Origin of the sequence: Pseudomonas sp. Irchel 3F6 (assembly GCF_900187595.1) — a bacterium.
Taxonomy (GTDB): domain Bacteria; phylum Pseudomonadota; class Gammaproteobacteria; order Pseudomonadales; family Pseudomonadaceae; genus Aquipseudomonas; species Aquipseudomonas siliginis.
In genome coordinates this window covers 212,822-235,633 of the sequence record NZ_FYDP01000007.1, presented here as the reverse complement: position 1 = coordinate 235,633, position 22,812 = coordinate 212,822, and the positions used below count along the sequence as shown (strand labels likewise).

Below are 22,812 nucleotides of genomic sequence, written 5' to 3'. Positions count from 1 at the left end.
TCGCGAGCAGGCTCGCTCCCACACTGGATTTGCGTTGAAAACAAACTGTGTGGCCGCACTCAGTCTACTGTGGGAGCGAGCCTGCTCGCGAAGAGGCCTGCCAACCAACACAAATCTCAGTTCAGAGTTCAGGAGTCCAGGTGACCCCAAATATCCACGCCCGACCTTCCTCGCGATAGCCATACTGCGCGCCGTCATAGCTGTAGTTCGCCCGGCTGTAGCCCTTGTCCAGCAAGTTATCTACCTTCAGATCCAGCTTGATCTCACGGTTCAGCGCCCAACTGCTGCGCAGCCCGAGCGTGCCGTAGCCGCCCAGCGACTGGGTGTTGTTCAAATCATCGTAACTGCCACTGACCAACTGCCAACTGGCGCCCACTCCCAAGCGATCGAACTGCCGGTCAAGATCCCAACTGGCCGTGCGCCGCGCCCGTCGCGCCAGCGTATGCCCGGTATCGCGATCTCGCGGGTCAATGATTGCCACGCCGAGATTGCTCTGCCAGCCAAACAGCTCCTGCTTCAGCGCTGCTTCAAAACCGTTGATGCGCGCTGACGCAACGTTCTGCGGGCGTGAGTTGCTACCGAAGATGATCGCGTCTTGCAGATCGGTGCGGTAAATCGAGGCCTCGAGCCGCGCGCTGTCGCTCAATTGGCTGCGCCATTGCAGTTCGTAGCTTTTTGAGGTTTCCGGTTTCAGGTCGGGATTGCTGAAATCCGGGTAGTACAGGTCGTTGAAGGTCGGCGCGCGGAAACCTTCGCTGTAGCTCAGCAGCACGTCGTTGTCCGGGTTCAGCGGCAGGGTGAAAGTGCCGCTCCACGTGTTCTGGTTGCCGAACTGCTGGTTGTCGTCGTGGCGCAGGCCGATCTCGGTGGAGAAACTGTCGGCCTGATAGCGATGCTGGATGAACGCTGCGCGATTCCAGCGGCTGTCCTCGTCGAACGCAGTGCTGCTGTTGATCCGGTCTTCGTACCAGTCACCACCGAGGATCAGGCTGTTGCGCGGGTCGAGCGTCAGGTCGTTCTGCCAGTTCACTGAGTCGCGATAGGTGTTGAACACCGTGCGCTCGTCACTGAGCTTGTCGAAAGTCTTCTCGCGGTTTTCGCTGTGGCCGAATTCGACGCGGGTTTTCCAGGTTTCGTTGACCCGCGCATCGACGTAACTGCTCACGCTACTGATATTGAAGTCGCTGTACGGCTGCTGTTGCACCGACTCAAACGTGTCCATGTCGAAGCGGCCGAACGGATTGTCGAATTCGCTCCTGCCACGGTTATCCAGCAGATTGGCGCCGACTTCGATGTCCTCGTTCAGCGCGTGGCTGAGGCTCAGGCTCAGGGATTTGTTGCGGTAGGCGTCATGGTCGCTGTCGCTTGGATACGACTCGTGGGTACGGTCGATCCCGGCCGTTTCGTCGAGGCTGGCGCCGAGGTTGAAGCGGGTCTTCTCGTCGCCGCCGGACAAGCCGAGGCTGCGCTCCCATGTCTGCTGACTGCCGAAGCCCAGATGCAGGCGTGGCTGCAAGCCTTGCCCAGTGCCGCGTCGGGTGAAGATCTGGATCACCCCGCCAATCGCGTCGCTGCCATAAATCACCGAGCGCGAGCCGCGCAGCACTTCGACTCGCTCGATCTGCTCGATGTTCAGATGTTGCAGATTACTGTCGCCGGAAGTCGAATTGCCGATGCGCTGGCCATCGACCAGCACCAGGCTCTGCGCCGATTGCGTGCCGCGAATGTAGATCCCCGGCAGACTGCCGCGCCCGCCAGTCTGCGCCACTTGCACGCCGGGCACGCGCCGCAGCAGATCGGGCACGTCGCTTGGTTGCAGGCGATCAATGTCTTCGCGGGTGAACACGGTGTTGGCGGCGCTGCTGTCGTTGCGCGCCTCGACCTGACGATTGGCGCTGATCAGCGTGTCCGGCAGCTTCAGCGCCTGATCGCGCTCGAAGGTGTCGGCGACAGCGCTTGCGGTTGGCAGCAGGAGGAAGGGCAGGGCGAGGCGGGAGAGGTTCATGGCAATCTATGGTCTTTGCAAAACCATGTAGGAGCTGCCGAAGGCTGCGATCTTTTGATTTTGCTTTTTAAAGGTTCCGGAGCTGCCGAAGAGCAAGATCAAAAGATCGCAGCCTTCGGCAGCTCCTACAAGGGATTGCGTCAGCTGTTGAGCAAATCCAGTCGCTGGCGAATCGACGCTTCGATCCCGGCCTCATCCAGCCCGCACTCGGCAAGCATCTGCGCCGGTTTCGCATGCTCGACATAGATATCCGGCAAGCCCAGATGCAGCATCGACTTGAGGATGTTCTCGCGGGCGAGGAATTCGCTGACCGCGCCACCGGCGCCGCCCATGATTGCGTTCTCTTCGATAGTCACCAGCAACTCGTGGTTGCCGGCGATCTCGCGCACCAGCGCTTCATCCAGCGGTTTGACGAAACGCATGTCGACCACGGTGGCGTCGAGCTTCTCGGCGACTTTCAAGGCTTCGCTCAGTTGCACGCCGAACACCAGCATGGCGACCTTGCTGCCCTGACGACGGACGATGCCCTTGCCGATTTCGATCGCTTCGAGATCTTTTTCGATGACTGCATTCGGCCCGCTGCCACGCGGGTAACGCACTGCCGCCGGGCCGTTGTAGAGGTGGCCGGTGGTGAGCATTTTGCGCAATTCGTTTTCATCGCTCGGGGTCATGATGAGCATGCCCGGGATGCAGCGCAGGTAGGACAGGTCATAGCTGCCAGCGTGGGTCGGGCCGTCTTCGCCGACCAGACCGGCGCGGTCGATGGCGAACAGCACGTCGAGGTTCTGCACCGCGACGTCGTGTACCAACTGGTCGTAACCGCGTTGCAGGAATGTCGAATAGATCGCCACCACCGGTTTCGCGCCTTCGCAGGCCATGCCGGCGGCGAACGTTACCGCGTGCTGCTCGGCAATCGCCACGTCGAAATAACGCTCCGGGAAACGCTCGCTGAACGCCACCAGATCCGAGCCTTCCTTCATCGCCGGGGTGATCCCGACCAGGCGCGCGTCAGCCGCCGCCATGTCGCACAGCCACTCGCCGAACACCGCCGAATACTTCGGCCCGCTGGCGGCTTTCGGCGCGGCAGCCGGGGCGTCCAGTGGTTCGAGTTTGGTGATGGCGTGGTAGCCGATCGGGTCGACTTCCGCCGGGGCGAAGCCTTTGCCTTTCTTGGTGACGATGTGCAGGAACTGCGGGCCTTTGAGATCGCGCATGTTGCGCAGGGTGGCGATCAAGGTTGGCAGATCGTGGCCGTCGATCGGGCCGATGTAGTTCCAGCCCAGCTCTTCGAACAGGGTGCCGGGGACCAGCATGCCTTTGGCATATTCTTCGGTACGACGGGCGATTTCCCAGGCGCCGGGCAGGCGCGAAAGGACTTTCTTGCTGCCCTCGCGCATGCTTGCGTAGGTGCGGCTGGAAAGGATCTTCGCCAGATAATTCGACAGCCCGCCGACGTTGCGCGAGATCGACATATCGTTGTCGTTGAGAATCACCAGCATGTTGGCGTTGACTTCCGGCGCATGGTTGAGCGCCTCGAAGGCCATGCCGGCGGTCAGCGCGCCGTCACCGATCACGGCGATGGCCTTGCGATCGCTATCCCGCAGGCGGGCGGCAATGGCCATGCCCAGCGCGGCGCTGATCGAAGTGCTGGAGTGGCCGACGCCAAAGGTGTCGTACTCGCTCTCGGAGCGGCGCGGGAATGCGGCAATGCCGTCCTTCTGACGCAGGCTGGCCATGCGCTCGCGGCGACCGGTGAGGATCTTGTGCGGATACGCCTGATGCCCGACGTCCCACAGCAGACGGTCGTCCGGGGTGTCGAAGACGTAATGCAGCGCGATAGTCAGCTCGATCACGCCCAGGCCGGCACCGAAATGCCCACCGGTCTGGCCGACCGTGTAGAGCAATTCCAGGCGCAACTCATCGGCCAGGGTTTCCAGCTCGGCTTCGCCTAACCGGCGCAGGCCGTCCGGCGTATTCGCGCGGTCGAGCAGGGGCGTGGTCGGGCGCTTGCGGGGAATCTCATGAAACGTCGTGGGCATCAGGCGAATCGTTATAGGTATAAAAGATGCGGCAGTTTACCTGATGCATCGGCCCCTGCCCACGCGTTGGTCTTTTTTGGCCGATACGCCGTCAGTTGCGCCGCTCGACGATATACCGCGCCAGCTCGCGCAACGGCTCGGCAGCCGCGTCAAACGGTCGCAGCGCCTGCAAGGCCTGATCGCGCAGTTCCAGAGCATAGGCCTTGGCGGCGTCGAGGCCGAGCAGGGCCGGGTAGGTCGGCTTGTCGCGGGCGATATCGGCGCCCTGGCGTTTGCCGAGGGTCGCGGTATCGCTTTCCACGTCGAGGATGTCGTCCTGCACCTGAAAGGCCAGGCCGATGGCCTGTGCATAAGTCTGCAATGCCTGCAGCTGATCAGGCTGGGCGCGGCCGCTGGCCAGGGCACCAAGCTTGACGCTGACTTCAATCAGCGCGCCGGTCTTGTGTCGGTGCATCTGTTCCAGGGCTGTTTGATCGAGCTTGAGACCGACCGAACCGAGATCAATGGCCTGGCCACCGACCATGCCCGCCGGACCGGCTGCATGGGCCAGCGCCGTGACCATCTGCAGACGGATTTCGCTGCTGCAATCGCTCAGGCGCGAGTCGAGCAGGGCGCTGAAGGCCAGGCTCTGCAAGCCGTCACCGGCGAGGATCGCGCAGGCTTCGTCGAATTTCTTGTGGGTCGTCGGCTGGCCGCGACGCAGATCGTCATCGTCCATCGCCGGCAAATCGTCATGCACCAGCGAGTAGGCGTGGATCAACTCGACCGCACAGGCCGCGCCACTGGCCTGTTCAGCCTTTGCGCCGAGGGCTTCGCACGCCGCGTAAGCCAGCAACGGGCGCACGCGCTTGCCGCCGTTCATCACGCTGTAGCGCATCGCTTCGTAGAGCCGCGCCAGTTCCGGCAGCGGCGCGTTGAACAGCGTTTCCAGCGCCGCGTTGACCCGGGCCTGACTGCTCGCCGAATACGCCGCGATCATTCTGGCTCATCCGCGTCGAAGGGTTCCTCGGCGAGCTCGCCATCGCGCTCCAGCAGCACCTGCACTTTCTGCTCGGCCTGGGCCAGCGCCGCCTGGCAGTCACGGGTCAGGCCGATGCCCTGCTCGAAAGCGGTCAGCGAGTCTTCCAGCGACAATTCACCGTTCTCCAGACGCTCGACCAGTGTTTGCAGGTCGGCGAGGGATTGTTCGAAATCCAGTGCAGCTTTTTTGCGGGCCATGGCGGCAAATTCCGGTAGACGTTAAACCGGCGCGACACTAGCAGATAGGGGGGGTATGGGCAAATGAGGCGCCCCACCCAAAGCCGCGCACATGACCCCGTGGCGAGGGGATTTATCCCTGCTGGGTTGCGTAGCAACCCTAAAACCAGACAACCGATACTCTCAGGAAAATCGAAGTCGCCGGTTTTACGACTGCTGCGCAGCCGAGCTGGGATAAATCCCCTCGTCACAAAGTTAATGTGAAGTTCCGGGGCTGAGGCTTATTCGGCTCATTTTATGAGCCGAATAACTTCGCTATTCGGCTCACGCCCTCTCGAAAGCGAGATTCCTACAGCAATCACACATGTATCCGATTGTTAAAAAACTGCCGAATCGCTAATCTTCGCGGCTTCTACGGCCCCGACAGTTGCGGGGCATTCAGACGAAACGCAGTTCACCGCTGTGAAGTACCGAGGATCGGGTGCAAGGTTTCGTTCAAGGCATGGCAGGAGGCGTCACATGCGTTCATTTCTTTTGCTGCTGATCGGCTTCGCCTGCGCGCCTGTGCTGTGGGCCGCGCCGACTGCGCAATTGTCCGAGCCAGTCGGCGGCTGGCGTTATCACGGCTTGCTCGATCGCTCGGAAAATCCGCAGGTCGCCTACCCGACGCCGCCGATCGATCGCGGCATTCAGCGCAATCGCACGATGATCCAGGGCCAGCTCAAAGCCCTCGGGCACATGCGTCCGCCGCACAGCCTCGCCGTCAACGGCAATCCATTGAATCTGTACACCGACGATCAGGGGCGTTTTGCCCGGCCCTACGCCTTCGGCGCCGGCTCCAACAGCGTCGAAGTGATCAGCGCCGAGGGCCAGTCGCTCAAGCGCGTGCAATTTTATGAAGCAAATAATCTGCGCACGCCGGCGAAGATTCGTCTTGTCTTGGGATGGGACGACCCGAAAGCCGAGCTGGATCTGCATATTGTCACCCCCGACGGTCAGCATGCCTTTTGGGCACGGCCGGCGCTGAGCAATGGCGGCGGCCTCGACCCGGATGGTGTCGACGGCCCCGGCCCGGAAATGTTCACCATGACCGCGCCGCTGCACGGCACGTATCTGGTCTACGTCAACTATTGGGGCAACTACGGCGATGGTGGCTATAACTTCGAGGAAACCAGTAATCAGAACGAGGTGATCACCTCGCAGATCACCCTGGTGCTCAACGAAAACACCGTCGACGAAAAACGCGAAACCTTCATCGTGCCCCTGCGGGCGATCGGTGATTTGTTGCTGGTCAAGACTTTCAACTATTAAGCATCCCGCCACGGATGAACTCGGATGTTGTGAACATGAGCGATAACACTGTGACTCCAGCTGCCGCGACACCGGCGGCCAAACCTTCGCGGCGCTGGCCGCTGGTCGTGCTCGGCCTGTGCCTGGTGGCCGGTGTGGCGGGCGGTTTCGGCTGGCTGCTGCTCAAGCCCAAAGCGCCGCCGGCGGCACTTGCCAGTGACAAGCTCGGCCTCGGCCGTCCGGATGCCTTGCTCGAAACCCGTTCACTGAGCCAGTTGCCCAAGGACCTGCTGACGGTGCCGTTCCTCAAGGCCACGCTTACCGAGGATTTCGTCTTCTATTACGAAACCCACGCCGATCGCCTCGGCCTGATCGGCAGCCTGCGGCGGATCATCTACGAGCATGACCTGAAGTTGCAGGACAGCCTGATCGAGCAGCTTTTCGATCAACCGGCCGATGTTGCGCTGTGGCGTGGCGCCGATGGTCGTTTGAAGGATTTCCTGCTGGTGATGGATCGCGGCGGGTTGGCCAAGCTGCTCGAGCCATTGGCGAAAGTGGCGCTGGATGACACCCAGCTCAGCATCTTCGGCACTCTCAAAGTCGGCAGCGACGAAGTGCCGCTGTATCAACTCAGCTACAACGCCAGCAAATCGCTGCTGTTCGCGTCGCGCGGCGACAAACTGGTGGTGCTGTCCAATCCAGCCAAGTACTACGACCCGGAAAGCGGCGTCTCGGAAGAATCGGGTCGCGTCTCCGCGCAAGCGCTGGCGGCGTTGCTCAACGGTGAAAAACTTTTCCCCGAAGCGTTCGGCTTGCCGGCGAAAAGCCCGGAAACCAAGCAGCGTCTGTCGGTCAATTCCAGCGTGCTCGCGATGGGCTATCAGCGCTTCATCCCGAATTTCGCCGGGCTGCGTTTCGACATGGACGACAAGGGCTGGCACAGCTATCTGGCCATGGATGAGCTGGAAAACCAGCCGGACTTCGATTTCAAACCGGTCTGGCAAGCGATGCCGCTGGGGGCGAGCGCTTGCGTGACCCTGCCAGTGGCGGCCGAACCGCAGAAGCCGATATTGATCAAACTCGGCGCTGAAGAAGCGGTGGCGCAGACCCTCACCGAACACGTCGCTGGCGCGGCTGGCCTGTGCTGGTACGCCGATTCGCGGCTGTACACGCCATTGCTGGTCGCCAGCCTCAAAGACGAGGACACCAGCAAGCTTGATGGTGATCTGGGCAAGTTGTTCGGTTCGATGGTCGGCGCGTTCGAAGCCAATGTCGCCGAAAGCGTATTCCCGGTGATCGACAAGCAGGAAGGCCAGAGCCACGTCTGGCAGCGTCAGGTCAGTTCCAGTTTCGGGCCGTACGCGGCGAAGACCGCCGAGAACCCGGAGGCGATTTCCGGCAAGGCGTTCATGAAAGTCAGCCTCGCCCGTCACGGCTCGACGCTGCTGTTTTCCCTCGACGACAAACTCGTCGACAAAGCCCTCGGCACCCTCGACAAGCGCTTCCCGCCGATGGCCGACGTGCTGCCAAAAGACGTATTGATGCCGATCTACTTCGGCCCGGACGCGATGGCGCAACTGATGCAGCGCGAAACCCTCGACAGCCTGCCGCAGGACATGGAGCCGGTGTTCTACAACGCCGCGCAAACCTACCTGATGCCGAAACTGCGCACCCTCGGCGGCTACGGCAAATATGCCCTGACCTTGCCCGAAGGCAGTGAGCCTGACGGCCACTGGCAATGGCTGCCGCTGGAATGGAAAGCGCTGTGAGCGCACTGATCCGCAGCCTCGGCTTGCTTGCGTTGCTGCTGAGCGCCGGCGCCCGAGCAGTTGAAGCGCCAGCGCTCGACCCGGCGCAATCCCAGGTGTTTCGCGCCTGGTTTGTGCGCATCGCTCAAGAGCAATTGAGCCAAGGCCCAAGCCCGCGCTGGTATCAGCAGGACTGCGCCGGGCTGGTGCGCTTTGCCGCCAACGAAGCGCTGAAAGTCCACGACGACAAATGGCTGCGCAGCAATGGTCTGTCCAATCGCTACCTGCCGCCGGAACTGACGCTGAGCAACGAGCAACGCAAGCTCGCGCAACAGTGGCAGCAGGGCGGCGGCAAGGTCGGGCCGTACGTCAACGCGATCAAACTGATTCAGTTCAACAGCCACCTGGTCGGCCGCGATGTGGCGCAGGCGCGGCCCGGTGACCTGATGTTTTTCGATCAGGGCGACGATCAGCACCTGATGATCTGGATGGGCCGCTACATCGCCTATCACACCGGCACCACCACCCCAACTGACAACGGCATGCGTTCGGCAAGCCTGCAGCAACTCATGACATGGAAGGACACCCGATGGATACCCGACGCAGCCAACCCCAACTTCATCGGCGTCTATCGACTGAACTTTCTCTCCCAATGACCGGTGCCCGCATGTTGCGTATCTGTTCGCGAATTTCTTTGCTGTTAGCGTTGTTGCTGCCGTTTACCTGCGTCAACGCCGAAGACTCGGTGGAGCCGAGCAATTACACGCCGGTGGCCGGTGAGAGTTTCTTCCTGCTCGCCGACAGCAGTTTTGCCAGCGACGAGCCGGCGATGGTCCGCCTCGAAGCCCCGGGTCGTGACTACCGGCGCTTTCGCATGGAGCCGTACGGCGGCGCCGACATTCGCGTATATCGCATCGACAAGCCGCTGGATTTCCTCAAGCGCCAGAAGAACCTGCACCGCGTCGTCAGTGACGGCCAGTTCAAGGGCGAAGGTTTGTCCAACACTCTCGCGTATCTGTGGGACAACTGGTATCGCAAATCCCGGCGGGTGATGCAGCGTGCGTTCTCTTACGAATCGCGCAAGCAGGTCACCGAAGAAGTGCCGGAACTGAAAATGGGCGAGGCCATGGCCGCGCCGACGCCGTACGACGCGCAGCCGCAATTTGCGCTGATCCCGGGTCTGCCGGTGGTCAGCCAGTTCCGTTATCCACTGTGGCAGGCCAAGCCGATCCAGCCACCGACCGGGGTCAATCTGGCCGGCTCGTCCAGTGACTTCGTCAGCGTCTCGCCGGGCAACGTTTACATTCCGCTGGGTAATCTGAAACCGGGGCTGTATCTGGTCGAAGCGCTGATCGGCAAGTACCGCGCGACCACCATGGTGTTCGTCTCCAACACCGTCGCGGTGAGCAAGATTGCCGGTGATGAACTGCTGGTCTGGGCCGCGCGCAAGCACGAAGGCAGTTCGGTGCCGAAGGTCAATGTGCTGTGGACCGATGGCCTCGGCGTGATGAGCAGCGGTGCTACCGATGCCGACGGTCTGCTGCGCCTGAAACACGTCAGCCCGGAGCGCTCGTTCGTCATCGGCGAGGACGAAGAGGGCGGCGTGTTCGTCTCGGAAAACTTCTACTACGACAGCGAAATCTACGACACTAAACTGTATGCCTTCACCGATCGGCCGCTGTATCGCCCGGGCGATTGGGTGTCGCTGAAAATCGTCGGTCGCGAGTTCAAGAATGCCCGTGATTCGGTGCTGCCGGGCGCGGCGGATGTCAGTGTCAGCGTGCTTGATGCCACGGGGACCGAACTGCAGACCCTCGATCTGAAGCTTGATTCGAAAGCAGGTACCCAGGGCCGTTTCCAGTTGCCGGATAACGCCGTGGCCGGTGGTTACGAGATCCGTTTCAACTACAAGGAGCAGGCCTACAGCAGCGCCTTTCGTGTGGCTGAGTACATCAAGCCGCACTTCGAGATCTCGCTGAATCTGGCCAAGCAGGATTACCGCACCGGTGAGCCGGTGAAAGGCAGTCTGGTGCTGCTCTACCCGGACGGCAAACCGGTGGCCAACGCCAAATTAAGCCTGAGCCTGCGCGCCCAGCAACTGTCCATGGTCGACAACGAGCTGCAATACCTCGGGCAATTTCCGGTGGAGCTGACCAGCACCGAACTGACTACCGACAGCAAAGGCAACGCGACCCTCGATTTGCCGGCAGCCGATAAACCGAGCCGCTACATGCTCACCGTGTTCGCCAGCGACGGCGCGGCTTATCGGGTCAAGACCACCAAGGAAATCCTCATCGACCGTGGCGCGGCGAGTTTCCGCTTGAGTGCGCCGCAGCGTTTCAGCGCGGTCGGTGACAAGGTTGCCTTCAGCTACGCGAATGAGGGTGGCACCGAGCAGAGCAAAGCCGTGACGCCGAGCAGCTACGCCTGGGTGCGCCTGGAAGATCAGAGCACCGGCGAAGGCAAACTCGCGGCGAATGACAAAGGCTTCAGCATGGCCTTCGAACGCCCGGGCACTTACAACCTGACCTTGAAAGATCAACACGGTCGCGTCCTCGGCGCCACCGGCCATTCGGTCACCGGCGACGGTGTGAAAGCGGTGCCGGGTACCGTGGAAATCGTCCTCGACAAGCCCGAGTACAAGGCGGGCGAAGAAGCGCTGGCGCTGATCACCTTCCCTGAGCCGGTCAGCGACGCACTGCTGTCGCTGGAGCGCGACAAGGTCGAGGCCACTGCGCTGCTGGCCAAGGGCGGCGACTGGCTGAAACTGGAAAAACTCAGCGACACCCAATACCGCGCGCGCATTGCGGTGAAAGACAGCTTCGCGCCGAACCTGACCTTCTCCGTGCTCTACACCAAGGGCGGTCAGTACAGCTTTCAGAACGCCGGGATCAAAGTGGTCGCGCCGCAAATCGACGTGGCGATCAGCACCGACAAAGCGGTGTACCTGCCGGGCGATACGGTCACGGTCGACCTGACCACGCAGTTCGCCGGCAAAGCGGTTCCGGCACACTTGACGGTCAGCGTGGTCGACGAAATGGTCTACGCGCTGCAACCGGAAGTCGCTCCGAGCATTGACCAGTTCTTCTACCACCCACGGCGCAACAACGTGCGCACCAGTGCCAGCCTGTCGTTCATCAGCTACGACGTGGCGTTGCCGGGCAGCCCCGGCGCCCCGGGTAAAGCCAATCGCAGCGAACGCGGCGTGAAAGTGCTTGAGCGTCCGCGCCGTGAAGACGTCGACACCGCTGCGTGGCAGCCGGAGTTGTTGACCGGCGCCGACGGCAAAACCCGCTTCACCTTCAAGATGCCGGACTCGCTGACCCGCTGGCGCATCACCGCGCGGGCGATTGCCGATGACGGTCAGGTCGGGCAGAAGAAGCAGTTCGTCCGTTCGGAAAAACCGCTGTACCTGAAGTGGAGCGGGCCGAGCAAATTCCGCAAGGGCGATCAGCCGCAACTGGGCGTGTTCGCTTTCAGTCAGGCGGAGAAACCGGTCAAGGCTGAATTGGTCACGCACTATGCCGGCGCCGAACAGCGCTCGCCGGTGACCCTGAACAGCGGCATCAATTACCTGCCACTGCCGGCGTTCGCTTTGGCCTCTGGCGAGTGGACGGCGGAGCTTGTGCAGGATGGCAAAGTCGCCGATGCCCTGGCTGTGCGCTTGAGTGCCACCGGTGAAGGCTGGCAGGTCACCCAGACCCAAAGCCTCGACGTTGTCAGCGGCGATACGCCGTTGAGTTTGCCGGCGGATGCCACGGATATCCGCCTGCGTCTGGATGACAGTCCGCAAGCGCTGTTCCGTTCCGCCCTCGATGATCTGCTCGGCTACCCGTACGGCGGCGTCGAGCAGACGGCCAGTCGCTTGCTGCCGCTGAGCATCGCTTATCCATCGCTGGCGTCGAACCCGCAGATTCGCGATCGCTTGCGCCTGATCATGCAGAACAGCCGTCTGCGTCTGGTGCAAATGGCCGGGCCGTCGGCGAGCTTCACCTGGTGGGGCTACGACGGCGAGCCGGATGCATTTCTCACCGCCTATGCCTACTACGCCGACTGGAACGCCAGCCGCGTACTCGAGCTGACCTTGCCGCCGGAGCACTGGCAGCGAGTGCTGGAGGTTTATGCCAAGCAAGCGCCGAATACGCCATTGCTGCAACGGGCGCTGATTCTGTCGTTCGCCAAACAGATGCAGCTGCCAGTGAACACCCTGCTCAGCGGTCTGATCGACGATCTGGTCAAGGCCGGTGAAGGCAGTGCCGAAACCTTGCTCGACGACGGCCAGGAGAGTCTGGTGATGAACGACCCGGATTCGGCACTTGGTCTGGCGACGGCGCGGGTACTCACTGCATCGTTGGCCACGCAGGCGAAAGTTGCTTTGCCGGAGGCGTTCAATCGGCAACTGGGTGCAGCGCAACAACGTCTGGCCGTCAGCTCGCAGCCCTTCGTTGAAGCACTGAACCTGTCGCTGCAACCGTTCGATCAGGCTCGCGCGACGGCGTTGTTGCAACGTCTGTTGCCGCAGCAATCGACACTGGAACGTGCACTGGCGCTGACCTGGCTGCAACGCAGCATCGCTCAGGCCTCGCCGACCATCGCGCTGATGCCGGGTGAGGGCTGGAAGAAAAACTACGGCGCCAGCGGCGAGATGTACTGGACATGGCAAGGCGCGACGCCTTTGCCGAACGTACTGAGCGTGTCCGGCACGCAAGAGCGGCCGTTGCGTGCAGCGCTGAGCTTTCAGACTCAACAGCCGCAGGTCGATCCGATGGCCGTGAGCGTCACTCGGCGTCTGTCGCGGCTGGTGCCGGGCGACGAAGCGTTTACCTTCAAACTCGAGCCGGTCGGTACTAAACCGTTGTCCAGCGACAGCCTGTACCTGGACGAGGTGATCCTCACCAGCAAAGCGCCGAAACCGCTGCGCTACGGCATGCTTGAAGTGCCGCTGCCACCGGGCGCGGATGTCGAGCGCACGACGTGGGGCATCAAATTGCAGGGCAAGGACGGCACCGAACCGACCGCGCTGGAGAAGGCGCGCTTTGAACCGGGTCAGTTGGCTTACGCGGTGCCGGTTGATGCGCTGAGTGGCGAATTGCGCCTGCGCCATCTGGTGCGCTTCTCGCAGAAGGGCCAGTTCAACCTGCCGCCGGTACGCTTCAAGCAGGTGTATGCGCCGCAGCATCAGGCCCAGGAGGCGAAAGCTGCCCTCGGTCAGGTCACGGTCAACTGACATGCGCCGGCCGCTGTTGTGGCTGCTGATGTGGATGATGCCTGCGCTGGCGACAGCGCAGGACGAGCCGTTGCGCGTGGCCTATCAGGGCGAGTTGTTGTCGTTGAATCAGACGCAACTGATCAAGCGCGAACCGTTGCCAGCGTCGCTGGATGCGCCGCTGGGCAGTCTGTGGAAGTTGTTCGTCTACGCCTGGCTGGTGGATACCGGTGCGCGGGAACCGGCTTATGAATGTCGCGGGCAATCGAAGGAAGAAGTTTATTGCTGCGCGGCGGGCGGCAAGATCGAGCGGGATCAGGCACTGGTGAAGTCCTGCGGTCTGTATTTCGAACCGGCGCGGTTGGGCATTGCCGCGGCGACTTGGCGTGAGTATTGGCAGGCGCGGCAGGCGCCATCATGGTTGCGGAATTTGCCAGCCGTGCAACCGGCAACAAGGGTTTCGGTTGCCGAGTTATTGAGCGTTCTGGCATTGCTGCCAGCGCAGGATCAGACGCGCCGCGTGCTGCTCGATGTCGTGCTGAACGCGGCGGACGGCAATGTCGTCGGCGAGTTGGGCGGGCGCCTGCGGGTGAAAACCTGGAGTTGGCTCGGCGACCAGGATGCACAATCGCGGCAAGGTGGATTCGCCGGTTGGAGCGCCGACGGCACACCGATCTGGGCGGGTGGACGCGGTACCAGTCAAATGGTTCTGCGGCACTACGCTCAGGCGCTGGCCAGCGTGTTGCCGACGGCGTGGCCAGCGGACGCAGGGCGTTGTGTGGAAGTCGGGCTGTTCTCGAAATACCCGGTGTCGAAAGTTCTGGCCGGAGATCGTGTTGCCACGTCCGGGCCATTGCGCGGCGACTACCGCGTCGAATTCGCCAACGGCAACGCGCTGGACATCCACAGCGATGGCGAATTGTTTCTGCTCAACGACAAACTCGTCGCAAGGCTTGATCGCGAAGAATATGTCGCCCGCGTTCTTGAGCGCGAAGCCAAACCGCAACCCGCCGAAGCCGCCAAGGCGCTAGCCGTAGCGATCCGCACTTATCTGCTGCAAAACGCCACACGCAACGGCGATTGCCTGAGCATCGACGACAGCAGCAATCGCCAGCGCGTCGCCCCGCGTCCAGCCTCGGCCGAGTCACGCAACATCGCGGCGTGGACGGCGGATCTGGTACTTGCCGGCAGCACCGTCACCTATCACTCCGACCAGCCCGGCCCGGACAAACTCGCTTGGCAGCAAGCCGTCGAGCAAGCGAACGCCCGCCAGCGCTACGACGCGATTCTGCTGCACGCCTATCCACGCGCCAGCCTCAGCCGCTGGGACAACCCGGTCGCCTCCTGCGAAGCATTACCCGCCGCGCAAGACTGGCTGCAAAAGCAGCGACGCGGCTGGCGTCCGAGGCTCGAAAGCGAAACCGGCTACAACGAAGTCAGTACTTTCGCCGTATGCAAACTTGCCTTCGGCCGGCCCTTCGTCGACCGCGAACGCCAGCGCATATACGTGCGCGGCGTGCTGAGCCTGCAGGATCGCCTCGATCTGACCCACGAATATCTGCACCTGGCCTTCGAAGCACACCCCAACGGCCAGGATGAAACCTACATCGAAGGGCTCGCCCGTCACCTTTTGCTGGAATAGACCATGACACTCCGTTATCCACAGGTCTTGCTGCTGCTCTGTGCCCTCAACGTGCTGCCGCAAGCGTTCGCCGCCGATGGCGTCAAACTCGACACCCCGGTGGGCGGCTGGCGCAGCGGCGCACCGCAAGGCGAGGGCGAGAGCTTTCGCCAGACTGTCAACTACCCGGCCTCGTCGGTCAACACACCGCTTGGCCAGGCCAATACCGCCAGAATCAGCGGCCAGATCAAAGCCGTGCCGAAGAACAACGAACCCGGGCGCCTGATCGTCAACGGCGTCAGCATGCCACTGAAAATCGACCCCGCCGGCGGCTTCGATCGCCCGTTCTCCTTCCCCAACGGCAGCAACAGCGTCGAAGTGCGCAGCGCCGACGGCCAGCAACGCCACCGCACGCAATTCCTCAACGCCCGCGGCGGCTCCACCCCGGCCAAACTGCGCGTCCTGCTGGCCTGGGACAGCGACGGCACCGACCTCGACCTGCACCTGATCACCCCCGACGGCGCCCACATCTGGTACGGCAACCGCAGCGCCGCCAACGGCGCCGCCCTCGACGTCGACGTCACCACCGGCTACGGCCCGGAAATCGCCGCCATGGCCGCGCCGATCAAGGGGCAGTATCTGGTGTATGTGAATTATTACGGCGGTGGATATCGCGGAGATGACGAAGGTGGGGATGAAGCGGTTCAGGCGCTGACCACGGCGCAGGTGACGGTGATTACTGAAGAAGGCACGCCGAGCGAGAAGATGGAGACGTTTGTAGTGCCGATGCGGACGGCGGGGGAATTGACGCTGGTGAAGTCGTTCAGTTATCCGTGAGGGGAATTTGTCCAACGGGTTGTTGGACAAATTCAGCAACTGTAGCTGGGCGCTCGAACAGCTTACAGATCAGCCAGACTGACCTGCATTCGCTGAGGAGCGGCGAGGCGCTCGTGAACGATGGCGGCAAGTTCGTCATCTTCTTCACTGGCCAACTTATCTTCGGCAGGCGGCTCGCCTCGTTCGGCGGCGCGCTTCAGCGCGTCCTCAATGGGGAATGAGGTTTTGGGCATTTGGTGTTTCCTGCGATATTTGGCGGGACGGTAACCAGTGCATTGGGCGCTATACAAGCTGGAATGCAATTTCAGCAATGGATATGGTTTGTTGCAGGCATTAAAAAGCCGGCTTGTGGCCGGCTTCTCGGGGACTGGCTTGGTTTATTTTTGGTAAACCGCGCCAGCCTTCAAAACGTACATCCGGATCTGCGTCCGGCTGTGGGACTTGGTCAGACGTTGGTCTGCCGCGTCGGGCGTCATCCGAGCCGCTGGGCGGGTCGATGCGCGAATGTGGGGCGCAGGATACTGAGTTTTGCTTTGGATTCCCAGTCTCAAGTGCGGTTTAGAGCGACTGAAGCGGTACAAACTCAGGATTTGTACCGGTTGTCAGGGCCTCTTCGCGGGCAAGCTCGCTCCCACAGGTTCGAGTGAAATGTCATAGAAACGGTACCACCGGCCGGCGCTTGCCCAGTGTCGACCACCAGAACACCCAGCCAAGAATATGAATCCGCTGCTCTTCGATCTGCGCTGGCCGGAAGACCTCGTCGGGGTATTCGGCGCTGTTGTGGCTGCGCATGCGCAGGCCGTTGCCGGGCATGCGGTGCAGGTATTTGATGCGCAGCATGCCGTCGTGCTCTACGGCATAGATTTCGCCGTCGACGACTTGGGTCAGGCCGCGGTCGATGGCGACAATGGAGCCGTCTTCGATGCGATCGGCCATGCTGTTGCCGATCATGTGCGCGCAGATGGCGTTGGCGTGCTGGATGTCGAGTTGATCGAGGTGGGCGCGGGGCAGGCGCAGGGACTGGTCGGGGTCGAGGATGACGTGGGTTTTACCGTCGCCGTTGGCGATCGGGGTTTCCTTGAAAAATGCCAGGTCGATGTCGCTGGGGTTGATGACGGTGTAGACGCCGCAGATGGCCTGGGCATCGAACGTGTCGCCATTGCTGGCGGGTGGGTGCAGGCGCGCGACCTCCTTGACGCCTTCCCCGGTTTTCAGCCATTCACTATTGACCGACAACAGGCGTGAGACTTCTTCCATGCGATACGCCGGGACGCCCCGGGTGTACCAGTTATGAACGTTTTGGGCTTCCGTGCCCCAGAACCTTGCGAAATCCGTGGTGCTGATGTTCGCTGCTTCCAGGAGTGCCTTGAATCGTGGACCACTAGTGTTCTTTCTCATAAACACGGAGTCTACGGCCGGACTAGAGCGGTTTGAATAAACCGGGCGTTCAAAAAAAGCCTGTATTTTGCGACGGGATGTAAGACGTACTTGTGGGAAATTAAACAGATTAAAACTGCATGTAGGAATTTAAACGGTTTGTTTAGTCGGGCTTTTTCAAGAGCCCCTCACCCCAACCCTCTCCCGGAGGGAGAGGGGGCCGACCAAGGTGTATTTCGAGTTACATCGACCTGAACAACCGAGTCGATTATGCAGACGCCAATAACAAAAAACCCCGGAAATCCGGGGTTTTTTTCAAGCGTCACGCAAAGCGTAATTGCTTAGCCCTTGTAGGCGGCAACCGACTTGGTGATCGCTTCGCGGGCGGCGTCTGCACCGGCCCAGCCTTCGATCTTGACCCACTTGCCCTTCTCGAGATCCTTGTAGTTCGCGAAGAAGTGCTCGATCTGCTGGATCAGCAGGGGTGGCAGGTCGGTGTATTCCTTCACGTCGACGTACAGCTGCGACAGCTTGTCATGTGGCACGGCGATGACTTTGGCATCGCCGCCGCCGTCGTCGGTCATGTTCAGGATGCCGACCGGACGGGCGCGGATTACCGAGCCTGGAGCAACCGGGTAAGGGGTTACGACCAGCACGTCGAGGGGATCACCGTCGTCAGCCAGGGTGTTCGGGATGTAACCGTAGTTGGCCGGGTAGAACATTGGGGTGGCCATGAAACGGTCAACGAACAGGCAATCGCTGTCTTTGTCGATTTCGTATTTGATCGGCGCGTGGTTGGCCGGGATCTCGATCGCGACGTAGATGTCGTTCGGCAGGTCTTTGCCAGCCGGAATCTTGCTGTAGCTCATTGGGCGTTGCCCCCGTAGTTGACCAAAAACACTTGGCCGGATTGACCAAAAAGTGGCGGCGATTATAGGCACATTCCTACGCCGACGCCACGTACCAGAAGTCGTGCAGAGCTCAGTCGTGCGCCTGATAGACCGGGTCTGTGGCCTGAAGTTGCCGCAGTCTGCCCAACGGATCCTGCCGGTAGAAAAGCTGCAGTTGCAAGTAGACCTGTGGATAAGCCTCATGCAGCAGATCCGGGGCGCTGAAGAAGTATTCGCTGGTGACGGCGAAGAACTCTGCCGGGTTCTCGGCGGCGTAGGGATCGATGGCGGTTTCGGCGTCTGGATCGTGGTCGAGTTGGCGGTTGAGGTCGTCGTAAGCGGCCTGCATCACTTTGGCCCAGTCGCTGACGCGCATGTCGGCGTGCAGTGGCGGCAGGCCGTTGGCGTCGCCGTTGAGCATATCGAGCTTGTGCGCCAGTTCGTGGATCACCAGGTTGTAGCCTTCCCAGCCACCGCTGGCCTGTACGCCGGGCCAGGCGAGAATCACCGGCCCCTGCTGCCAGGCTTCACCGCTGTGTTCGCCGTCCCACTCATGCTCGACGCCGCTGGCATCGCGATGGCGTTGCGGGCTGAGGAAGTCATCCGGGTACAGCACGATCTCGTGGAAACCCTGGTACCAGTTCAGATCGCCGAGGTGCAGCAACGGCAACTGCGCCTGGGCGGCGAGCAGCAGGCGTTGCTCCTGATGCAGTTCGACACCGGGCAGGGCGGTCAGGTGTTTGTCGTCGAGAAACAGCACGCAGGCTTCGCGCAACCACTGGTCTTCAGCAGCGCTGATGCCATCGAGGAAGGAGAGTTGATGGCGCACCCGTTGCCACAGGTCGTCGGCAATCGGGTGCCTGGCCAGGAGGCGCCGGCGTCGCCAGGCGCTCAGTGACCACATCGGATCAGTGCGATTGCACTTTGGTGCCGCCGAACCGGCTGCGCACCACGCCGATGATCATCGGCACCAGCGACAGCAGGATGATTGCCACCACCAGCAGCGAGAGGTTTTTCTTGATGAACGGCACGTTGCCGAAGAAGTAACCCAGAGTGACCAGACCGCCGACCCAGAGGATGGTGCCGAGCACGCTGAAGCCGAAGAAGCGCGGGTACGGCATCCGCGCCACGCCCGCGACGAACGGCGCGAAGGTGCGGATGATCGGCAGGAAACGCGCCATGGTCACGGTCTTGCCGCCGTGCTTGTCGTAGAAGTCGTGGGTTTTTTGCAGGTAGTCGCGACGGAAGATTTTCGAGTTCGGGTTGCTGAACAGCTTCTCCCCGGCCGTGCGTCCGATCACGTAGTTGGTACTGTCGCCCATGATCGCCGCCAGCATCAGCAGGCCACCGAGCAGCACCGGATCCATGCCGCCGCCGGCCGCCACTGCGCCAGCGATGAACAGCAGCGAGTCGCCCGGCAGGAACGGCATCACCACGAGCCCGGTTTCACAGAAGATCACCATAAACAGGATGGCGTAGATCCATGGCCCATAGTTGTTCACCAGCAAATCGAGATACACATCGAGATGCAGGATAAGGTCGAGCGGGTTGAAATCCATGGGGGCACCTGTATGACGGCCCGACTCGGCAGGCCTGTGCGGATGACTTCGTGTAAGCCTACAGCGGGGTGTAGTTTTTCTTACAAGCCGGAAAGATCGGGATTATACGGTCTGAGCGATGAAAAGCGCGTCGGTTTTGTAGCGGGGAGTGTCGCGAAGTGAGCAATTGTCAGGGAAAAGGTGGCCGTGGCGAGGGAGCGAACTCCCTCATCACCGAAGCCGTTGGAGTCAGAGCTCGTCGCTGATCGGCAGTACGTAGTTCTTGAACTCGGTGTCTTCCTTGAAGCCGATCGATTCGTAAGTTTTCTGCGCCACTTCGTTGTTCGCGCTGGTCGAGACGCGCATGCGCACGGCCTGGGTTTCCTTGGCCATTTTCTTCGCGGTACGGATCAGATTGTCGGCGACCAGTTGCCGGCGCGCGTCTTCAGCAACGTAGATATCGTTGAGAATCCACACGCGTTTGAGCGACAGCGACGAAAAGCTCGGATAGAGCTGGCAGAAACCCATGAGTTTCTTGTCGTCATCGTCGGCCAGGGCCAGATAGATCACCGACTCTTTGCGGCGCAGGCGCTTTTCGAGGAACGCGCGGGAGGAATCCGGGTAAGGCAGGGAGCCGTAGAACTCGCGATATTTGACGAACAAAGGAGTCAGCAAATCCAGATGTTCGAGGGTCGCTTGAATAATCCGCATGATAGGTCTCGTCTTCAAGTGGCTGTCTTCAACTGCTCCGACGGCGATGGGAAACCCGGGCGGCCGTGCGTCGATCCTGCCTGAAAGCAGCGCAGAAAGGCAATGCGGAAACGGTTCAGGCTGGCGGTGGATCGAGCAGGAAGTTGCCTTTCATGTCGACAGCGTCGTCCGCCTCCAATGTGTGCAGCTGAGCTTCATCCTTCAGGTTGACCCCCGACAGCTGGCGCCGACAGGCCTCGCGCATCAGATACAGCAAGCGATGCGCCGCCATGCCGTAGCTCAAACCTTCAAGCCGAACATTGGAAATGCAGTTGCGATACGCGTCGGTGAGGCCGACCTTCGGCGCGTAGGTGAAATACAGCCCGAGGCTGTCCGGCGAACTCAGGCCCGGACGCTCGCCGATCAGCATCACAACCATTTTCGCCCCGAGCAGCTGGCCGATTTCGTCACCGATGGCGACGCGGCCCTGCTCGACCAGCACCACCGGTGCCACGGACCAGCCGTCGCCGCTCATCTGTTCTTCCAGGCGCGTCAGGAACGGCAGCGTGTGGCGGTGCACCGCCAGCGCCGACAGGCCATCAGCGACGACCATCACCAGATCGACGCCGCCCGGGTGTTCGCTGGCGTAGTCGCGCAAGGTCTGCGCCGATTCATCGCTGAGCTTGCGCCCCAGATCCGGGCGTTGCAGATAGGTGTGTCGATCCGGCGCGGCGCTTTGCAGCGCCAGGGTTTCCCGCCCGCGCTCGCTCAGTTGTGCGCGGATTTCGCTGTGATCGAAGGCCAGGTGCACAGCATCGCGGGCCTGAGCGTGGGCAAACTGAAAATCCAGCTGCGCCCGCGTCGGCAGGCTGGTGCCGGTTCGGCCCAGGGCAATGCGTGCCGGGGTCAGGCGGCGCAGTTCCAGCCAGGGGTTTTGCGGATCGACCGGTGGTTTTTCCATAAGACTCATCCCAAGTGCGCCAAGGCCTGGCGGAAGGCCGGCGGCAGGTTGTTGCCGAAGCGAACCTTGCCGTCCGCCTGGGTGAAGATGCCCATGTTGGCCAGCCATTGTTCGAACTCCGGAGCCGGTTTCAGGCCCAGGGTCTGGCGGGCGTACAAGGCGTCGTGAAACGAAGTGGTCTGGTAATTGAGCATGATGTCGTCTGAGCCGGGGATGCCCATGATGAAGTTGATCCCGGCGACGCCGAGCAACGTCAGCAGGGTATCCATGTCGTCCTGGTCGGCTTCGGCGTGGTTGGTGTAGCAGATGTCGCAGCCCATCGGCACGCCGAGCAGCTTGCCGCAGAAGTGGTCTTCAAGGCCGGCGCGGATGATCTGCTTGCCGTTGTAGAGGTATTCCGGGCCGATAAATCCTACGACGGTGTTCACCAGGAACGGCTTGAAATGTCGCGCCACGGCGTAGGCCCGTGTCTCGCAAGTCTGTTGATCGACGCCGTGGTGGGCGTTGGCCGACAGCGCGCTGCCCTGACCGGTTTCGAAATACATCAGGTTCTGCCCGAGTGTGCCGCGCTTGAGACTGAGCCCGGCGTCGTAGCCTTCCTGCAAGACATTCAGATTGATACCGAAACTGGCATTGGCCGCCTCAGTGCCGGCAATCGACTGGAACACCAGATCCAGCGGCACGCCACGGTTGATCGCCTCGATCGAGGTGGTGACGTGGGTCAGCACGCAGGCTTGGGTCGGGATGTCGTAGCGCTGGATGATTGCGTCGAGCATCTCCAGCATCGCGCAGATCGAAGCGATGCTGTCGGTGGCCGGGTTGACCCCGATCATCGCATCGCCGTTGCCGTAGAGCAGGCCGTCGAGAATGCTCGCGGCGATGCCGGACGGCTCGTCGGTCGGGTGGTTGGGTTGCAGGCGGGTCGACAGGCGCCCGCGCAAACCGAGGGTGCCGCGAAATTGGGTGACCACGCGGATTTTCTGCGCGACCAGCACCAGATCCTGTACACGCATGATTTTCGACACGGCGGCGACCATTTCCGGGGTCAGGCCGGGGGCGAGGGCGCGCAGGCTGGTTTCGTCCGCCGCGTCACTCAGCAGCCAATCGCGAAAGCCGCCAACGGTGAAGTGACTGACCACGGCGAAGGCTTGTTTGTCGTGGGTGTCGATGATCAGCCGGGTGACTTCGTCGACTTCGTAGGGGATCAGCGCTTCCTGCAGGAAGTGCGTGAGCGGGATGTCCGCCAGGGCCATTTGCGCGGCCACCCGTTCGCCGTCGTTGAGCGCGGCGATCTCGGCGAGAAAATCCCCCGAGCGGGCGGGGCTGGCCTTGGCCATGACGTCTTTGAGGCTGTCGAAGCGGTAAGTCTGCGCGCCGACCGTGTGAGCAAAACTGGCCATTCAGCGTTCTCCG

The 22,812-nt window shown here is 61.6% G+C and carries 18 protein-coding genes; 6 read left to right on the top strand and 12 right to left on the bottom strand.

The annotated features are described in order from the left end of the window. Window positions 1-121 precede the first annotated feature (121 nt). From CKW30_RS22130 to CKW30_RS22115, 4 genes are all read right to left on the bottom strand, one after another. Window positions 122-2,005 (bottom strand): TonB-dependent receptor domain-containing protein, encoded by a 1,884-nt coding sequence (locus CKW30_RS22130; RefSeq protein ID WP_095181925.1) that lies wholly within the window; start codon window positions 2,003-2,005, stop codon window positions 122-124. A 140-nt stretch (window positions 2,006-2,145) separates the two neighbouring features. Beyond that, complete coding sequence (gene dxs, locus CKW30_RS22125; RefSeq protein WP_095181924.1) at window positions 2,146-4,044, bottom strand: 1-deoxy-D-xylulose-5-phosphate synthase; 1,899 nt, start codon at window positions 4,042-4,044, stop codon at window positions 2,146-2,148. 91 nt (window positions 4,045-4,135) lie between these two features. Further along, window positions 4,136-5,023: a (2E,6E)-farnesyl diphosphate synthase gene (ispA, locus tag CKW30_RS22120; protein WP_095181923.1), complete on the bottom strand. Its 888-nt coding sequence runs from the start codon at window positions 5,021-5,023 to the stop codon at window positions 4,136-4,138. Then, complete coding sequence (locus tag CKW30_RS22115; protein ID WP_016772991.1) at window positions 5,020-5,262, bottom strand: exodeoxyribonuclease VII small subunit; 243 nt, start codon at window positions 5,260-5,262, stop codon at window positions 5,020-5,022. The genes ispA and CKW30_RS22115 overlap by 4 nt, the downstream gene beginning before the upstream one ends. A 498-nt stretch (window positions 5,263-5,760) precedes the next feature. On the opposite strand from CKW30_RS22115, the gene CKW30_RS22110 reads away from it, so the two are divergent. Genes CKW30_RS22110 through CKW30_RS22085 form a run of 6 tightly spaced genes read left to right on the top strand, consistent with a single transcriptional unit; the run spans window position 5,761 to window position 15,943 of the window. Further along, window positions 5,761-6,552: a YfaP family protein gene (locus CKW30_RS22110; RefSeq protein ID WP_095181922.1), complete on the top strand. Its 792-nt coding sequence runs from the start codon at window positions 5,761-5,763 to the stop codon at window positions 6,550-6,552. A gap of 35 nt (window positions 6,553-6,587) precedes the next feature. Further along, the gene (locus CKW30_RS22105; protein ID WP_095181921.1) at window positions 6,588-8,300 is read left to right on the top strand and encodes a DUF2138 domain-containing protein; all 1,713 of its coding nucleotides are present in this window, start codon (window positions 6,588-6,590) and stop codon (window positions 8,298-8,300) included. Continuing rightward, window positions 8,285-8,935, top strand: a complete 651-nt coding sequence (locus tag CKW30_RS22100) for a DUF1175 domain-containing protein (RefSeq protein ID WP_095181920.1) — start codon at window positions 8,285-8,287, stop codon at window positions 8,933-8,935. Before CKW30_RS22105 ends, CKW30_RS22100 begins: the two co-directional genes overlap by 16 nt. Beyond that, a complete protein-coding gene (locus tag CKW30_RS22095; RefSeq protein ID WP_095181919.1) occupies window positions 8,932-13,506 on the top strand; it encodes an alpha-2-macroglobulin in 4,575 nt (1,524 codons plus the stop codon). The genes CKW30_RS22100 and CKW30_RS22095 overlap by 4 nt, the downstream gene beginning before the upstream one ends. 1 nt (window position 13,507) lies before the next feature. Further along, window positions 13,508-15,127, top strand: coding sequence for a DUF2300 domain-containing protein (locus CKW30_RS22090; RefSeq protein ID WP_095181918.1), 1,620 nt, complete (start codon window positions 13,508-13,510; stop codon window positions 15,125-15,127). 3 nt (window positions 15,128-15,130) lie between these two features. Further along, a complete protein-coding gene (locus CKW30_RS22085; protein WP_095181917.1) occupies window positions 15,131-15,943 on the top strand; it encodes a YfaP family protein in 813 nt (270 codons plus the stop codon). A 62-nt stretch (window positions 15,944-16,005) separates the two neighbouring features. On the opposite strand, the gene CKW30_RS27240 is transcribed toward CKW30_RS22085, so the two are convergent. The 8 genes from CKW30_RS27240 to CKW30_RS22050 form a co-directional block, all read right to left on the bottom strand. Next, a complete protein-coding gene (locus CKW30_RS27240) occupies window positions 16,006-16,176 on the bottom strand; it encodes a hypothetical protein (RefSeq protein ID WP_016772997.1) in 171 nt (56 codons plus the stop codon). Between the two features lie 418 nt (window positions 16,177-16,594). Next, a complete protein-coding gene (locus CKW30_RS22080) occupies window positions 16,595-17,341 on the bottom strand; it encodes a S24 family peptidase (protein WP_041477707.1) in 747 nt (248 codons plus the stop codon). Window positions 17,342-17,661: 320 nt separating this feature from the next. After that, window positions 17,662-18,189, bottom strand: coding sequence for an inorganic diphosphatase (gene ppa, locus CKW30_RS22075; RefSeq protein ID WP_003205933.1), 528 nt, complete (start codon window positions 18,187-18,189; stop codon window positions 17,662-17,664). Window positions 18,190-18,301: 112 nt separating this feature from the next. Continuing rightward, entirely contained in the window at window positions 18,302-19,114 is an 813-nt protein-coding gene (locus tag CKW30_RS22070; RefSeq protein WP_095181916.1) for a zinc-dependent peptidase, read from the bottom strand. Window positions 19,115-19,118: 4 nt separating this feature from the next. Next, window positions 19,119-19,769 (bottom strand): DedA family protein, encoded by a 651-nt coding sequence (locus tag CKW30_RS22065; RefSeq protein WP_095181915.1) that lies wholly within the window; start codon window positions 19,767-19,769, stop codon window positions 19,119-19,121. A 228-nt stretch (window positions 19,770-19,997) separates the two neighbouring features. Further along, window positions 19,998-20,459, bottom strand: coding sequence for an N-acetyltransferase (locus CKW30_RS22060; RefSeq protein ID WP_016773002.1), 462 nt, complete (start codon window positions 20,457-20,459; stop codon window positions 19,998-20,000). 115 nt (window positions 20,460-20,574) lie between these two features. Further along, window positions 20,575-21,399, bottom strand: a complete 825-nt coding sequence (gene eutC / locus CKW30_RS22055; RefSeq protein WP_095181914.1) for an ethanolamine ammonia-lyase subunit EutC — start codon at window positions 21,397-21,399, stop codon at window positions 20,575-20,577. A gap of 5 nt (window positions 21,400-21,404) precedes the next feature. Further along, complete coding sequence (locus CKW30_RS22050) at window positions 21,405-22,799, bottom strand: ethanolamine ammonia-lyase subunit EutB (RefSeq protein WP_095181913.1); 1,395 nt, start codon at window positions 22,797-22,799, stop codon at window positions 21,405-21,407. Between the last annotated feature and the right edge of the window lie 13 nt (window positions 22,800-22,812).

Bases quoted from the DNA above. Each gene is read 5' to 3' on its own strand.
- CKW30_RS22130 (WP_095181925.1), bottom strand. From the start codon at position 2,005: ATGAACCTCTCCCGCCTCGCCCTGCCCTTCCTCCTGCTGCCAACCGCA.
- dxs (WP_095181924.1), bottom strand. From the start codon at position 4,044: ATGCCCACGACGTTTCATGAGATTCCCCGCAAGCGCCCGACCACGCCC.
- ispA (WP_095181923.1), bottom strand. From the start codon at position 5,023: ATGATCGCGGCGTATTCGGCGAGCAGTCAGGCCCGGGTCAACGCGGCG.
- CKW30_RS22115 (WP_016772991.1), bottom strand. From the start codon at position 5,262: ATGGCCCGCAAAAAAGCTGCACTGGATTTCGAACAATCCCTCGCCGAC.
- CKW30_RS22110 (WP_095181922.1), top strand. From the start codon at position 5,761: ATGCGTTCATTTCTTTTGCTGCTGATCGGCTTCGCCTGCGCGCCTGTG.
- CKW30_RS22105 (WP_095181921.1), top strand. From the start codon at position 6,588: ATGAGCGATAACACTGTGACTCCAGCTGCCGCGACACCGGCGGCCAAA.
- CKW30_RS22100 (WP_095181920.1), top strand. From the start codon at position 8,285: ATGGAAAGCGCTGTGAGCGCACTGATCCGCAGCCTCGGCTTGCTTGCG.
- CKW30_RS22095 (WP_095181919.1), top strand. From the start codon at position 8,932: ATGACCGGTGCCCGCATGTTGCGTATCTGTTCGCGAATTTCTTTGCTG.
- CKW30_RS22090 (WP_095181918.1), top strand. From the start codon at position 13,508: ATGCGCCGGCCGCTGTTGTGGCTGCTGATGTGGATGATGCCTGCGCTG.
- CKW30_RS22085 (WP_095181917.1), top strand. From the start codon at position 15,131: ATGACACTCCGTTATCCACAGGTCTTGCTGCTGCTCTGTGCCCTCAAC.
- CKW30_RS27240 (WP_016772997.1), bottom strand. From the start codon at position 16,176: ATGCCCAAAACCTCATTCCCCATTGAGGACGCGCTGAAGCGCGCCGCC.
- CKW30_RS22080 (WP_041477707.1), bottom strand. From the start codon at position 17,341: ATGAGAAAGAACACTAGTGGTCCACGATTCAAGGCACTCCTGGAAGCA.
- ppa (WP_003205933.1), bottom strand. From the start codon at position 18,189: ATGAGCTACAGCAAGATTCCGGCTGGCAAAGACCTGCCGAACGACATC.
- CKW30_RS22070 (WP_095181916.1), bottom strand. From the start codon at position 19,114: ATGTGGTCACTGAGCGCCTGGCGACGCCGGCGCCTCCTGGCCAGGCAC.
- CKW30_RS22065 (WP_095181915.1), bottom strand. From the start codon at position 19,769: ATGGATTTCAACCCGCTCGACCTTATCCTGCATCTCGATGTGTATCTC.
- CKW30_RS22060 (WP_016773002.1), bottom strand. From the start codon at position 20,459: ATGCGGATTATTCAAGCGACCCTCGAACATCTGGATTTGCTGACTCCT.
- eutC (WP_095181914.1), bottom strand. From the start codon at position 21,399: ATGGAAAAACCACCGGTCGATCCGCAAAACCCCTGGCTGGAACTGCGC.
- CKW30_RS22050 (WP_095181913.1), bottom strand. From the start codon at position 22,799: ATGGCCAGTTTTGCTCACACGGTCGGCGCGCAGACTTACCGCTTCGAC.